16 protein-coding genes are annotated in these 12,446 nt (G+C 71.9%); 12 read left to right on the forward strand and 4 right to left on the reverse strand.

All coding sequences use genetic code 11. The features are described from left to right. The first annotated feature begins 170 nt into the window (after positions 1 to 170). Positions 171 to 1,781, forward strand: coding sequence for a globin domain-containing protein (locus ACWDBB_RS02880; RefSeq protein WP_449787920.1), 1,611 nt, complete (start codon positions 171 to 173; stop codon positions 1,779 to 1,781). Here ACWDBB_RS02880 and ACWDBB_RS02885 read toward each other — a convergent pair whose 3' ends face one another. Then, positions 1,782 to 2,342: an NUDIX domain-containing protein gene (locus ACWDBB_RS02885; RefSeq protein ID WP_449787921.1), complete on the reverse strand. Its 561-nt coding sequence runs from the start codon at positions 2,340 to 2,342 to the stop codon at positions 1,782 to 1,784. Positions 2,343 to 2,583: 241 nt separating this feature from the next. Between ACWDBB_RS02885 and ACWDBB_RS02890 the strand changes: the two genes are divergently transcribed. Continuing rightward, positions 2,584 to 3,387, forward strand: coding sequence for an IclR family transcriptional regulator (locus tag ACWDBB_RS02890; RefSeq protein ID WP_449787922.1), 804 nt, complete (start codon positions 2,584 to 2,586; stop codon positions 3,385 to 3,387). 196 nt (positions 3,388 to 3,583) lie between these two features. Beyond that, the gene (locus tag ACWDBB_RS02895) at positions 3,584 to 4,009 is read left to right on the forward strand and encodes an SsgA family sporulation/cell division regulator (protein ID WP_449787923.1); all 426 of its coding nucleotides are present in this window, start codon (positions 3,584 to 3,586) and stop codon (positions 4,007 to 4,009) included. Between the two features lie 83 nt (positions 4,010 to 4,092). On the opposite strand, the gene ACWDBB_RS02900 is transcribed toward ACWDBB_RS02895, so the two are convergent. Next, entirely contained in the window at positions 4,093 to 4,473 is a 381-nt protein-coding gene (locus tag ACWDBB_RS02900) for a phage holin family protein (RefSeq protein WP_449787924.1), read from the reverse strand. Between the two features lie 120 nt (positions 4,474 to 4,593). Here ACWDBB_RS02900 and ACWDBB_RS02905 point away from each other — a divergent pair, with 120 nt between their 5' ends. The 8 genes from ACWDBB_RS02905 to ACWDBB_RS02940 all read left to right on the forward strand — a co-directional run bounded on the left by ACWDBB_RS02905 (position 4,594) and on the right by ACWDBB_RS02940 (position 10,223). Further along, a complete protein-coding gene (locus ACWDBB_RS02905; RefSeq protein WP_392881927.1) occupies positions 4,594 to 4,911 on the forward strand; it encodes a cupin domain-containing protein in 318 nt (105 codons plus the stop codon). A 44-nt stretch (positions 4,912 to 4,955) separates the two neighbouring features. After that, complete coding sequence (gene tenA, locus ACWDBB_RS02910; protein ID WP_392881434.1) at positions 4,956 to 5,627, forward strand: thiaminase II; 672 nt, start codon at positions 4,956 to 4,958, stop codon at positions 5,625 to 5,627. Positions 5,628 to 5,851: 224 nt separating this feature from the next. Then, positions 5,852 to 6,052, forward strand: a complete 201-nt coding sequence (locus tag ACWDBB_RS02915) for a DUF5326 family protein (protein ID WP_049653234.1) — start codon at positions 5,852 to 5,854, stop codon at positions 6,050 to 6,052. A 312-nt stretch (positions 6,053 to 6,364) separates the two neighbouring features. Next, a complete protein-coding gene (gene thiC, locus ACWDBB_RS02920) occupies positions 6,365 to 8,179 on the forward strand; it encodes a phosphomethylpyrimidine synthase ThiC (protein ID WP_449787925.1) in 1,815 nt (604 codons plus the stop codon). 119 nt (positions 8,180 to 8,298) lie between these two features. Then, complete coding sequence (locus ACWDBB_RS02925) at positions 8,299 to 8,526, forward strand: AbrB/MazE/SpoVT family DNA-binding domain-containing protein (RefSeq protein WP_449787926.1); 228 nt, start codon at positions 8,299 to 8,301, stop codon at positions 8,524 to 8,526. Between the two features lie 37 nt (positions 8,527 to 8,563). Then, positions 8,564 to 8,962 (forward strand): type II toxin-antitoxin system VapC family toxin, encoded by a 399-nt coding sequence (locus tag ACWDBB_RS02930; RefSeq protein ID WP_449787927.1) that lies wholly within the window; start codon positions 8,564 to 8,566, stop codon positions 8,960 to 8,962. A 251-nt stretch (positions 8,963 to 9,213) separates the two neighbouring features. Beyond that, positions 9,214 to 9,636, forward strand: a complete 423-nt coding sequence (locus ACWDBB_RS02935; RefSeq protein WP_449787928.1) for an LppU/SCO3897 family protein — start codon at positions 9,214 to 9,216, stop codon at positions 9,634 to 9,636. A gap of 149 nt (positions 9,637 to 9,785) precedes the next feature. After that, positions 9,786 to 10,223 (forward strand): SRPBCC family protein, encoded by a 438-nt coding sequence (locus ACWDBB_RS02940; RefSeq protein ID WP_449787929.1) that lies wholly within the window; start codon positions 9,786 to 9,788, stop codon positions 10,221 to 10,223. A gap of 63 nt (positions 10,224 to 10,286) precedes the next feature. Here the strand turns inward: ACWDBB_RS02940 and ACWDBB_RS02945 are convergent, their stop codons facing one another. Next, positions 10,287 to 10,673: a VOC family protein gene (locus ACWDBB_RS02945; protein ID WP_449787930.1), complete on the reverse strand. Its 387-nt coding sequence runs from the start codon at positions 10,671 to 10,673 to the stop codon at positions 10,287 to 10,289. A gap of 130 nt (positions 10,674 to 10,803) precedes the next feature. Between ACWDBB_RS02945 and ACWDBB_RS02950 the strand changes: the two genes are divergently transcribed. Continuing rightward, positions 10,804 to 11,733, forward strand: a complete 930-nt coding sequence (locus tag ACWDBB_RS02950; protein ID WP_449787931.1) for a LysR family transcriptional regulator — start codon at positions 10,804 to 10,806, stop codon at positions 11,731 to 11,733. A gap of 24 nt (positions 11,734 to 11,757) precedes the next feature. On the opposite strand, the gene ACWDBB_RS02955 is transcribed toward ACWDBB_RS02950, so the two are convergent. Continuing rightward, positions 11,758 to 12,321 (reverse strand): hypothetical protein, encoded by a 564-nt coding sequence (locus tag ACWDBB_RS02955; protein ID WP_449787932.1) that lies wholly within the window; start codon positions 12,319 to 12,321, stop codon positions 11,758 to 11,760. Positions 12,322 to 12,446: the final 125 nt, after the last annotated feature.

The following is a 12,446-nucleotide window of genomic DNA, read 5'->3' on the forward strand; positions in this document are numbered from 1 at the left end:
CGCGGCCGGGGAGAGTAGCGCGTTCCGGGCCCGGCTGTCAGGGCTTCGCGTGATTCGTCGGACGGGCGGTCCGGCCGTGCCACGCTGCCCTGGCGCCAACAGGGACAAGCCAGGTGGTGGCGCAGCCGGCCGGAGGCGAAACGATTCACTTGGGTACTCGAAACGTAGCGGTGAAGTCCCGCGGGACAGTCCTGGTCCGCACCGGGCACGGCTCGGCGGGGGTCACCTCCGTCCCGGGCCTGTCGACGGCCGCACCGGAGGCGGACGCGCCGACGGCGGTGCTGCCTCCGGTGGCGTCGGTGCCCTCGGTGGCGTCGGTGCCCCCGGTGGCGTCGGTGCCCCCGGTGCTCCTGGCGTCGCTGCTGGAGCCGGTCCGTCCGGTGATCCCGGCCCGGCCGACCCAGCCGCCGACCGTCCCGGTCCACTCGCCCGTCCCCGCTCCCGCCCCCGCGCCCGTTCCTCTCCCCGGCCATGCCTTCCGCCCGCCGTTCGCGGACACGCCCGGCCGCAACTGGGCCGGCCCGGGCGACCGGTGGAGCGAGGCCTGGGGCGTGCGGACCCCGGTCGGGCAGCTCCCGGCGACGCCCCCGTCCGCCGCGCTGCCGACCGCCCGGCCGGGTCGGGCCGTCGAGCAGGCGCCGCTCACCGCCCGGGAGGTCGAGCTGGTCCGGGCCGGCGTCGCCGCTCTGCAGCCGGTCGCGGACCGGGCCACCGCGCACTTCTACGCGCTGCTCTTCCTGCGCCACCCCGAGCTCCGCGCGCTCTTCCCCGCCGCCATGGACGTCCACCGCGACCGGCTGTTCCGCACCCTGCTGGCCGTCGTGCGCGAGCTGGACCGGCCGGCGGCCCTGCGCGCCACGCTGGCCGAACTCGGCCGCGGCCACCGCCGGTACGGCCCGCCGGCCGGCCACTGCGCCGCGGTGGAGGAGTGCCTGGTGCGGACGCTGGCCCGGTACGCGGCCGGCTGCTGGGACGCCGAGGCCGAGTCGGCCTGGCTCCGCGCCTGCCGGATGATCTCCTCGGTCATGATCGAGGCCGCCGAGGAGGACGCCCGCACCTCGCCGCCCTGGTGGCAGGGCGAGATCGTCCGGCACGAGCGCCGGACCCGGGACGTCGCGGCGATCACCGTCCGCCCGGACCAGGCGTACCCGTTCCGGGCCGGGCAGTACGCCGCCCTGGAGACGCCCTGGTGGCCGCGGGTCTGGCGGCACTACTCCTTCGCCGGGGCGCCCCGCCCGGACGGGCTGCTCACCTTCCACGTCAAGGCCGTCCAGGCGGGCTGGGTGAGCAACGCGCTGGTCCACCGGGCCGTGCCGGGGGACGTGCTGCGGCTGGGCCCGGCGGCCGGCTCGATGACCGTCGACCACGCCGCCGGCCCCGACCTGCTCTGCCTGGGCGGCGGTACCGGCATCGCGCCGATCCGCGCCCTGGTCGAGGAGGCCGTCGCGTACGGTGCGTCCGGCCGCCGGGTCGAGGTGTTCTACGGGGCCCGCCGGGCCGAGGAGCTCTACGAGCTGGACGGGCTGCGCGAACTGGCCCTTCGGCACCCGTGGCTGACGGTCCGTCCGGTGCTGTCCGGTGTCGCCCTCGGTCCGACCGGGGGCCTGCTGACGGGTGAACTTCCCGAGGTGGTGGGCCGGTTCGGCCCGTGGGGCGGCCGCGAGGCGGTGCTCAGCGGGCCGCCCGCGATGGTGCGCCGGGGCGTGGGCGTGCTGTTGCGCGCCGGTCTGCCGGCCGGGCGGATCCGGCACGACCCGGTCGGCGAGCCGGCCGTCGGCTGATCACCCGAGGTCGGGGGCGAGGAGCGCGCGGATGCCCTCGATGTTGGCCGCCAGGTACGCCCGCAGCCGGGGCGGGACAAGGTTGACCGACGTGACCCCCTCGCGCGTGAACGGCAGCCGGACCACCTCGTACTCGCCGTTGGGGTCGGTCACCTCGGGTCCGTGCCGCCGGCTGAGGTCCATCGAGGCGAGCCGGCAGACGAAGAAGTGCTGCACCTTGACGCCGTGCGGGTGCGGCGGGGTGCCGTCGTCATGGTCGGTGTGGCTGATGGTGTCGACGAAGGCGGGCACCACGTCCACGACCTTGCCGCCGAGCTCCTCGTCCACCTCGCGGTGCAGCGCCTCGACCACCGTGCGGTCCTCGCGCTCGACGCCGCCGCCGGGGGTGATCCAGTACGGGTGCGGCGCGCCCGGCCGGACCCGCCGGATCAGCACGATCGAGGCCGGACCGTACGGATCGTCCGGATCCAGTTCCAGCAGGATCGCCCGCGCGGTGCGCTTCACGACCGGGCGCGGCGACGGGGTGTGCTTCGGCGGCGGTGTGTGCTTCTCGGGGCCCATGGCGACCTCCGGGGCTGGCGCGTTGTGCGTGAGTCTCCCGCGCCGGGGAGCGGGCGAAACCAGGGGAACGGGGCGAAACGCGCCGGGATCGGGTCGAAACGCCGATCCGGGCAGGTGCATCCGTTCGGGGGTCCGCTGTGCTGCAATGAGCAGCCATCGGGCAAATGGGAGGTTTCGTTCCGCGTGCCCGCTCTGGGCACGGACCTGCACGAGGGACTCGGGCTGCTGGGGGTCGGGTGACATGGATCGGATCGCACAACAGTTCGAGATCACGCGGGAGGCCGTGCCACAGCGGCCGGCGGCGGAGCGCGGACCCACCCTGATCGGTTCCGTCCGGCGGGCGCTGCGGCTGCTGGAGGCCGTCGGGGACTTCCGGCAGGGCGCCACCGCCAAGCAGCTGGCCCGCGCCGCCGAGCTGCCCCTCGGCACCGCCTACCACCTGCTGCGCACCCTGGCCCACGAGGGCTACTTGCGGCGCTCCGAAGGGCGCTTCTTCCACGGCGAAAAAGCGCTCGACGGCATCGCCGGCCCCCGCGCCCGGTCCGGCGATCCCGACCTCCGGGCCCGGATGCAGTGCTTACGGGACGAACTCGGCGCCGCCGTCTACTTCGCGCTCTACCGGGACGGCGAGGTCCAGGTGGTGGACGTGGCCGAGGACCCGAACCGCCCCGCCGTCGAGCCCTGGGCCGACTTCCGGGCCACCGCCCACGCCCATGCCATCGGCCAGTGCCTGCTCGGCCAGCTGCCCGAGGAGGCCCGCCGTGACCACCTCGCCCGCCACCCGCCGGCCGGGCTCACCCCGTCCACCCTCACCGGCGAGAGCGCCGTGCTGCGCCGGCTCGCCTCGCTGCGGCCGACCATGCCCGTGCTGGAGCGGCAGGAGTACGCGCTCGGCACGGTCTGCGCGGCGGTCCCGATCACCATCGGCCCGGTGGTCGCCACCATGGCCCTGTCGCTGCCGGTCGAACAGGCCGACCGATTGGGTCCGGCGGCCCGTCAACTTCGCTGCGGTGTGGGGGCGATGAGCCCGACATTTATCTTCTGACGCCACTTGGTCTGGACCTGCTGCGGCTCGTTCACCATTTGAAAAAGCACGCCTTGTCCACTACATCCCCAAACGGGGACGATGATGATCGAACGTGGATTGGTTGCATAAACCGTCACAAAAACCGTCGAAAGGATGTCCGGCCGCCATCGGACCAGGGACCGACGGCGCGGGCAGAACGAGAGGTACCGGCGCCATGCAGCACAGCACAGTCCAGGGTCACCTGGTGATGAACCTCGTGGTCTCGCACGAGCTCTCCTTCCGTCTCCCGGTGGACCTGGCGTACGAGGCCGATGACCCGTACGCCGTCCGGCTCACCTTTCACCTGCCCGGCGACGCCCCGGTCACCTGGTACTTCGCGAGGGAGCTGCTGCTCGACGGGATCAGCGGACCGGCCGGCGAGGGCGACGTGCACGTCCGCCCGGTCGGCGAGGAGCTCTCGGAGGTCTCCATCGTGCTGCGCTCCCCCGACGGCGACGCCCTTCTGCGGGCCCCGTCCGCGCCGCTGATCGCCTTCCTGGCGCGCACCGACCGGCTGGTGCCGATGGGGCAGGAGTTCTCCGGGCGGGACATCGACGCCCAGCTCGCGGACCTGCTCAGAGGGCGTGAGAACGCGGGTTGAACGCTGCGCGGGAACGTCGAAGGGGCCCGTACCCGGTGGAACACCCGGGTGCGGGCCCCTTCCTGTCGTCCTCACGACACCGGTCAGTCGTCGTCCAGGGCCAGGTGCAGACCCCACGCGACCAGGCTGATGATCAGTGAACCCACCAGCGCGGCACCGAAGTTGACCACGTGGAAGTCCAGGTTCAGCTTCCCGGAGGCCCAGGAGGTGAGCATCAGCATCAGGGCGTTGATCACGAAAGTGATCAGGCCCAGCGTGAGGATGAACAGCGGGAACGAGAACAGCTTGACCACCGGCTTGATCAGCCAGTTCACCACGCCGAAGACGACGGCGACGCCGAGCACCGTCAGCGTCTTGTGCTGCCAGTCGGCGTCCCCCTGGGCGAGTCGGATGCCGCTGACGATCCAGGCGGCGACCCAGATGGCCGCCGCGTTGATCAGTGTCTTGATGACGAAACCCTTCATGCCGCCCAAGCCTGACAGGGACCACGGTCCCGGCGGAACCACCGGACGGCGGGGTGGTGTTGAATGCCCCTGGTCCGCGAGGTGGACGGACGGCTCCGAGGACGAGGGAGGACGGCGGCGGTGAAGCTCTTCCGGCTGGACGAACTGGACGCCGAACGGGCGGCCAACGACGGTGCCTACCTGCGGTTCCTGCGCGAACCCCGGATGTCCGCCGGGCTGTACGCGCTCGCCCCCGGCGACACCGACACCCAGACCGCGCACGACCAGGACGAGATCTACCAGGTGATCAGCGGCCGGGCCGAGCTGACCGTCGGCGCCGAGACCGCGACGGTCGGGCGCGGCACCGTGGTGTACGTGCCGGCCGGCACCCCGCACCGGTTCCACCACGTCACCGAGGAACTGCGGGTCCTGGTGGTCTTCTCCCCGCCCGAGGACTGAGGACTCCGGCGCTCGCCGAGAACCCCGGCGGTTAGGGTCGCGTCATGAGCACCAAGACGCTGACCGAAGAACTCTGGGCGGCCATCGAGCCGGTGTACGCCGAGATCCTCGCCCACCCCTTCCTGGCCGGGCTCACCGACGGCACCCTGCCGCGCGAGGCCTTCCGCCACTTCGTCGTCCAGGACTCGCACTACCTGCGCGACTACGCCCGCGCCCTCGCCGTCTGCGCCGCCAAGGCACCCGGCGAGGAGGACGTCCGGGCCTTCGCCGACGACGCGGTCGGCGCGCTGGCCGCCGAGCAGGGCATGCACGCCGAGTTCCTCACCGCCTTCGGCGGCAGCGCCGAGCAGGCCGCCGCCGAGCCGGTGCTGCCCACCACCCGGGCGTACACCAGCTACCTGCTGGCCACCGTCTACGGCGGCTCCTTCGCCGAGGCGGTCGGCGCGGTGCTGCCCTGCTACTGGATCTACGCCCGGGTCGGCGAGACGCTGCTCGCCCAGGGTTCGCCCGACCCGCTGTACGCCAAGTGGATCGCCACCTACGGGGACGAGGCCTTCCAGGCGGTGGTCCGCCGGGTGCTGGCGCTCACCGACCGGCTGGGCGAGGAGCTGTCCGCGGCCGAACGCCGCAAGGTGGTCGAGCACTTCGTGACCACCTCGCGCTACGAGTGGATGTTCTGGGACGCCGCCTGGCGCGGTGAGCGCTGGCCGGTCTGAACGGCACGGGAGCCCCGTCGTCCCGGCCGTCCGGGGTGGGTCGGGCCGCGGGCCGGGCGGGATCTCGGGGGTCACCCGGGGGTTCGGGCTCGGGGTGATCTCGGGGTTCTCTCCGGGCCGTCGGGCCTCGTTCCGGCACTCGCGCCACCGTACGATCGGAGTACGAAAGCAAGCGGGATGCGGCACCGGACGGCGGCCGACCCGAGGGGAGAAGAGGAACCGACATGGCTGAGCTCTGGAAGTCGCTGCCCTCCTGGGTGCGCAACATCGTCATCCCGGTGCTGGTCCTGGTGCTGGCCTGGAACATCGTCGCCTTCGTGTTCGGCGTCGTCGGCGCACTGCTCTCGATCGTGATCAAGCTGCTGGTGGTGGTCGGCATCGCGGCCGCCGTGGTGGTCCTGGTGAAGAAGGCCGCCAAGAGCTGACCGTTCGCCCCGTACCGCCGCCCTGAGGCCCGGCCCCCCGCGAGACGGGGGAGCCGGGCCTCGGCCGTTTCCCGCATCTCGCGGGGGTCCGATCCCCCGGGGAGGCCGGCCGGCCCGGCCGTTGCGCTCTGGACCTGCGGCGATCGGCTCGCTACGGTGTTGGGCGTCGTGTGCAGGCAACACCGCCTGCGACGCGGGAGCTCGGAGCACCGGGCTGAGAGGACGCTGACCGGGACGTCGACGGACGGACCGACGGCTGCGTCGACCGCAGGAACCTGACCGGGTAATGCCGGCGTAGGGAGTAGAGGTCAGATGACCACGTTCGAAGCACAGCCGCAGTCTGCCCAGGGCGCCCCCAGCAGCGAGCGCACCGGCTACCCGACTCCGGCCTGGCGCAAGGCGTACCGCGAGGGATCGCGCCCCGACCTGCGCGTCCCGTACCGCGAGGTGCGGCTCACCAACGGCAAGTCCGTCCCGCTGTACGACACCTCCGGTCCGTACACCGACCCGTCCTACGAGCCCGACGTGCGGCGCGGCCTGCCCGCGCTGCGGGACGCCTGGATCCGCCAGCGCGGCGACGTCGAGGAGTACGACGGCCGCGAGTCGCGCCCCGAGGACGACGGGATCAAGCACACCTCGCCGCGCGGCGGGAACCTGCGCAACCTGGACGCCGTCTTCCCCGGCCGTCCGCGCCGCCCGCTGCGCGCCCGCGGTGGCGCAGCCGTCACCCAACTCGCCTACGCCAAGCGGGGCGTGGTGACGCCGGAGATGGAGTTCACGGCGCTGCGCGAGGGCCTGGCACCCGAGTTCGTGCGCGCCGAGGTGGCCCGCGGCCGGGCCGTCATCCCGGTCAACGTGAACCACCCGGAGGTGGAACCGGCGATCATCGGCACCAACTTCCTGGTGAAGATCAACGCCAACATCGGCAACTCGGCCGTCACCTCCTCGATCGAGGAGGAGGTGGAGAAGATGACCTGGGCCACCCGCTGGGGCGCCGACACCGTCATGGACCTCTCCACCGGCCGCAACATCCACACCACCCGTGAGTGGATCCTGCGCAACTCGCCGGTGCCGATCGGCACCGTGCCGCTCTACCAGGCGCTGGAGAAGGTGGACGGCAAGGCCGAGGAGCTGAGCTGGGAGGTCTACCGGGACACCATCGTCGAGCAGTGCGAGCAGGGCGTCGACTACATGACCGTCCACGCCGGCGTGCTGCTGCGCTACGTCCCGCTCACCGCCCGCCGCAAGACCGGCATCGTCTCCCGCGGCGGCTCGATCATGGCGGCCTGGTGCCTGGCCCACCACCAGGAGAACTTCCTCTACACCAACTTCGAGGAGCTCTGCGACATCCTCGCCTCCTACGACGTCACCTTCTCCCTGGGTGACGGTCTGCGGCCCGGCTCGATCGCGGACGCCAACGACGAGGCGCAGTTCGCCGAGCTGCAGACCCTCGGCGAACTCGGCCGGATCGCCCGCGAGCGGGACGTCCAGGTGATGATCGAGGGCCCGGGGCACGTCCCGATGAACAAGATCAGGGAGAACATGGATCTCCAGAAGGAGATCTGCGACGAGGCGCCGTTCTACACCCTCGGCCCCCTCACCACGGACGTCGCGCCCGGCTACGACCACATCACCTCGGGCATCGGCGCCGCGATGATCGCCTGGTGGGGCACCGCGATGCTCTGCTACGTGACTCCCAAGGAGCACCTGGGCCTGCCCAACCGCGACGACGTCAAGACCGGCGTGATCACCTACAAGATCGCCGCCCACGCCGCCGACCTCGCCAAGGGCCACCCCGGGGCCCAGGCCTGGGACGACGCCCTCTCCGACGCCCGCTTCGAGTTCCGCTGGGAGGACCAGTTCAACCTGGCCCTCGACCCGGAGACCGCCCGCGAGTTCCACGACGAGACCCTCCCCGCCGAGCCCGCCAAGACCGCCCACTTCTGCTCGATGTGCGGTCCGAAGTTCTGCTCGATGAAGATCTCCCAGAAGATCCGCGACGAGCACGGCGCCGGATCCACCGCCGTGAACACCGAGTTCGACGCCGAGGCCCTGGCCGGCATGGCCGAGAAGTCGGCCGAGTTCGCCGCGCAGGGCAACCGGGTGTACCTCCCGCTCGCCGACTGACGCAGGACATCTGACACCGAGCGCCGCCCCGGGAGCTTCCGCTTCTCGGGCGGCGCTTCGTTGCCCGCGCGTGGTATTACGTAGTAGGGGTAATACGGGATACCAAGAGGAGCCCTGAGATGCGACTCAACAGCAAAGGTCAGGTCACGATCCCTGCAGAACTTCGACAGAAGTGCGGTCTCCGCCCCGGGGACGAGGTGGACGTGATCGAGGAGGACGGCGTTTTGCGGATAGTGCGCCGGATCGGGACGGGCACACGGGGCCAGCGACTGGCGCGGCGGATGAGAGGAACCGCTGCGGGCGGCATGTCGACCGACGAGATCATGGGGCTGTTGCGTGGCGAGTAGCCGGTTGAGGCTTGTGGAACAGGAGCGGACTCAGCCGGTGACCCTGGTCGACTCGTGCGTGCTGCTGGACCTCATGACGAACGACCCCACCTGGGCCGACTGGTCCGAAGTCGAGCTCGCCAAGGCCCAGGACGAGGGACAGGTGGTGATCAACCCGATCGTCTACGCCGAGGTCTCAGTGGCCTACGCGGCGATCGAGGAACTCGACGCGGTCCTCCCCGCTGAGGCCTTCGCCCGAGAGCCGCTCCCGTACGAGGCCGGGTTCCTGGCCGGCAAGGCCTTCCTGCAGTACCGCAAACGTGGAGGTCAGAAAACCGCTCCGCTTCCGGACTTCTACATAGGCGCGCACGCGGCTGTCCGGAACCACCGCCTGCTCACTCGGGATGCCACGCGCTACCGCACCTACTTCCCGACCCTTCAGTTGATCTGCCCTTGACGGCTGTTCGGCTCATGGCGGTTTTGCTCAAGTCCTGCTCGATGAAGATCTCCCAGAAGATCCGCGACGAGCACGGCGCCCGATCCACCGCCGTGAACACCGAGTTCGACGCCTCGGTGCATTGCCGAGTCTTTGCATCTCACTTGGGTCACGCGCGGGTTGGTATCACCGTGAATGCCGGAAACGCGCAGGTCGGGCGCCGATAGGGTGCGGCGTCCCCATCAGCTACCTTGCGCACATCAGAGGATTTCATGACCACCCCGCAGACCCCCCAGGCCCCGTCGTCCCCCGAGGCGGTTGCCGCGGCTCCGTCCCCGTACGCCGAGGCCGCGCAGGCGCCGGCGCCCGCGCCCACGAAGAGCAAGCGCAAGAAGGTGCTCTCCGTGCTCGGCACGCTCGTGGTGATCGTCATCGTGGCGATCGTCAAGGTCGCCGTCCTCGACGCGGCCGACGGGCCGGTGCGCGCCAAGGTCGGCGACTGCGTGCAGGTCACCGGGAGCGAGAACCACCCGAAGGTCGACACGGTCGGCTGCGGTGACAGCAAGGCCACCCACACGGTGTCGAAGGTCGTCGACGACACCTTCGACGTGAACGCCTGCGGCGGCGACTTCGACGCGCTCGCCCAGCAGATGGACAGCGAGAAGTTCGTGCTCTGCCTGACCCCGAAGAAGTGACCTGACGCCGAGAGGCCCGCCCGGGGTCGCCCCGGGCGGGCCTCCCGGAGCGGGTCGTCGAAAAAAGTTTCGCGGGGAGCGATGAGTTCTCGGCGCCGTCCCGGTCTACCCCTGTGCAAGCGATCACCCGACACGCAGGAGACAGCGAGATGACCGAGAACCTGGGCGAGCTGACCATCACCCGCGAGCTGCCCGGCACCCCGGCGGACGCGTTCGAGGCGTACTTCGAGCCGGAGCGGTTCGTCCGCTTCTGGGGTCCGGTCGGTACCCACGTGCCGCTGGAGAGCGTGACCGTCGAGGCCAGGGTGGGCGGTCGCTACGACAGCACCATGGTGGTCGACGAGACCGGCGAGCAGTACCCGGTGAAGGCGGAGATCGCCGAGTTCCGGGCCGGCGAGTCCTTCACGATGGTGGAGGAGGGCTCGGGCATGCGCTCCACGCTCACCTTCACCGAGCTCGCTGGGGGCCGCACCCAGGTGGTGCTGCACCAGACCGAGGTGCCGGAGATGTTCCGCGGCCCGGAGGCCGAGGCGGGGCTCAACTCCAGCTTCGACCGGCTGGTCGAGCACCTCGCCGGCCGGAACTGACCGGCGGGCAGGGCGTTTCGGTGCCGTCCCGGTCCACCCCCGTGGGGCCGGGACGGCACCCGTTCAGGCGGTGGCGTCCTGCGGGTACCAGCGGAGCTCGACCGTGTTGCCGTCTGGGTCCCGGACGTAGACGGAGGTGGCGGTGCCGCGGGCGCCGAAGCGGGGGACCGGGCCTTCGAGGACGTCGAAGGTGCCCGCGTCGATGACCTCCTGCCAGTCGAGGGGCTCGACCGTGAGGCAGATGTGGTCGACGTTGGACGCGTGCCGGGGGCCGTGGACCAGGTCGATGATCGTCTCGGGGGTGATCCGGACGGACGGGAACGACACCTGTCCGGCCCGCCACTCGTCGACCCGCACGGGGGCCAGGCCGAGGAGGCCGGAGTAGAAGGCCAGCGAACGCTCGACGTCGGCGACGTTCAGGACGAGGTGGTCGAAGGCTACGACGCGCATGGGTGACCGGCTCCGCTCGGGTGCGACTGCTGGGGACGGGTTCCACGATCCTCCGGGCCGCACGCGTGATCAATGCCGGATCGCCGTACGATCGTTGAGCCGGATTCAACGATCGAGGGGCGGGGCCGGGATGCTGGAACGGCTGGAGGCCGAGGTCTTCCTCGCGCTCGCCGAGGAGCTGCACTTCGGCCGGACGGCCGAGCGGCTGCACCTGACCACCGGACGGGTCAGCCAGGTGGTGCGGAAGCTGGAGCGCAGGATCGGCGGCAAGCTGTTCGACCGCACCAGCCGCTCGGTCCGACTCACCGCGGTGGGACGGCAGTTGGCCGACGACCTGGTCCCGCTGGTGGCGGCGATGGAGGCGGCGCTGCGCCGGGCGGAGGACGCCGGCCGGGGCGTCACCGGGGAGCTCCGGGTGGCGTTCCTCGGCGAGTGGACGGCGCCGGTGCTGCTCAGGGCGGTCGCGCTGTTCGGCGAGCGGCACCCGGAGTGCCGGGTGGACGTGCGCGAGGTGCAGCTCGCCAACTCCCGTTCGAGCCTGGAGGACGGCTCGGTCGACGTCCTGATCGCCTCCTACCCGTTCGACGGCATGGCCCGCGGCCCGGTGCTGCTGACCGAGCGGCGGGTCCTCGCGGTGGCCGCCGGGCATCCGCTGGCCGCGGAGCGGTCGGTGTCGCTCGAAGTGCTGGGCGACCACCCGGTGGTGCAGTACCCGGCCGTCACCTCGGCGGCCTTCAAGCGCGACCGCACGCCCGAGCGCACCCCGTCCGGCCGTCCGGTGCCCAAGGGGCCGTCCGGCGCGACCTTCTCCGAGCTGCTGAGCCTGGTGGCGCTGGGCCGCGGCGTCCTCCCGGTCGGCGAGCACTCCCGCCGCTACTATCCGCGCCCGGACGTCGCGTACGTGCCGATCCACGACGCGCCGCCGATCGAGCGCGGCCCGGTCTGGCTGGAGAGCAACACCACCGCCCGGGTCCGTGCCTTCGTCCGGGCGGCGGCGGACGTGGTCCCGGAGGCGACCGCCGAGGCGGCGCCGCTGTGCGTGGTGGCGGCGACGGACTGACCGGAAGGCTCCCGGGGAAGCGGCTCAACTCGCCCTGCGGCGACGGTAGTAGTGCACGGTGAGTACGGCGAGCAGCGGGCCCCAGGCGGCCAGCGGCAGGTAGCCGGCCCAGAACGCGACGGTCTGCCAGCCGTGGGTGATCAGCCCCGAGGCCCGGTCGCCCCGGAGGGTCAGGCCGAACGCGAACATCACCATCGAGTACGGGAAGACCATCAGCGCCGCCGAGCCCAGCCCGGCCGGGAGCACGGCGGCCAGCACCGGGACCGGCCTGCCGCCGAGGACGGGGATCCAGCGCGGCCACACCTCGCCCCAGCGGGCGACCAGGCCGAAGCAGAGGAGGGCCAGCGCCTCGCTGACCACGCTGAGCGCGAGGATGTACGCCCAGCCGCCGTCGAAGGAGGTCGGGTCCTGCTCCGGGGGCGTCGGGCCGGGTTCGAACAGCGGCAGTCCGAGGATGAAGCCGCCGATCCGCCAGAGGCAGGAGGGCAGGACGGCCAGGGTGATCGCGTACCCGGTCCGGACCGCCCAGCGGGGCACGCCCGGGGCGGGTGTGCCGTGCAGTCGTGCCCCGATCGTCCGTGCGCCCATGGTTCCGCCTCCCGCCCCGGGCGGACGCCGTCCGTCCGCCACCGGCTCCGACGTTCCCGGAATCCGCCGGCGGGGGCGTCCTCACCCGGGCTGAACCCGCTCCCCCGGGCGGGGGAGCGGGACGC

This window comes from Kitasatospora sp. NPDC001095, assembly GCF_053598615.1.

Coding starts and splice junctions, on each gene's coding strand:
- ACWDBB_RS02925 (WP_449787926.1), top strand. CDS start 8,299: ATGCGACTCAACAGCAAAGGTCAGGTCACGATCCCTGCAGAACTTCGA.
- ACWDBB_RS02940 (WP_449787929.1), top strand. CDS start 9,786: ATGACCGAGAACCTGGGCGAGCTGACCATCACCCGCGAGCTGCCCGGC.
- ACWDBB_RS02935 (WP_449787928.1), top strand. CDS start 9,214: ATGACCACCCCGCAGACCCCCCAGGCCCCGTCGTCCCCCGAGGCGGTT.
- ACWDBB_RS02885 (WP_449787921.1), bottom strand. CDS start 2,342: ATGGGCCCCGAGAAGCACACACCGCCGCCGAAGCACACCCCGTCGCCG.
- ACWDBB_RS02900 (WP_449787924.1), bottom strand. CDS start 4,473: ATGAAGGGTTTCGTCATCAAGACACTGATCAACGCGGCGGCCATCTGG.
- ACWDBB_RS02955 (WP_449787932.1), bottom strand. CDS start 12,321: ATGGGCGCACGGACGATCGGGGCACGACTGCACGGCACACCCGCCCCG.
- ACWDBB_RS02890 (WP_449787922.1), top strand. CDS start 2,584: ATGGATCGGATCGCACAACAGTTCGAGATCACGCGGGAGGCCGTGCCA.
- tenA (WP_392881434.1), top strand. CDS start 4,956: ATGAGCACCAAGACGCTGACCGAAGAACTCTGGGCGGCCATCGAGCCG.
- ACWDBB_RS02915 (WP_049653234.1), top strand. CDS start 5,852: ATGGCTGAGCTCTGGAAGTCGCTGCCCTCCTGGGTGCGCAACATCGTC.
- ACWDBB_RS02950 (WP_449787931.1), top strand. CDS start 10,804: ATGCTGGAACGGCTGGAGGCCGAGGTCTTCCTCGCGCTCGCCGAGGAG.
- ACWDBB_RS02945 (WP_449787930.1), bottom strand. CDS start 10,673: ATGCGCGTCGTAGCCTTCGACCACCTCGTCCTGAACGTCGCCGACGTC.
- ACWDBB_RS02895 (WP_449787923.1), top strand. CDS start 3,584: ATGCAGCACAGCACAGTCCAGGGTCACCTGGTGATGAACCTCGTGGTC.
- thiC (WP_449787925.1), top strand. CDS start 6,365: ATGACCACGTTCGAAGCACAGCCGCAGTCTGCCCAGGGCGCCCCCAGC.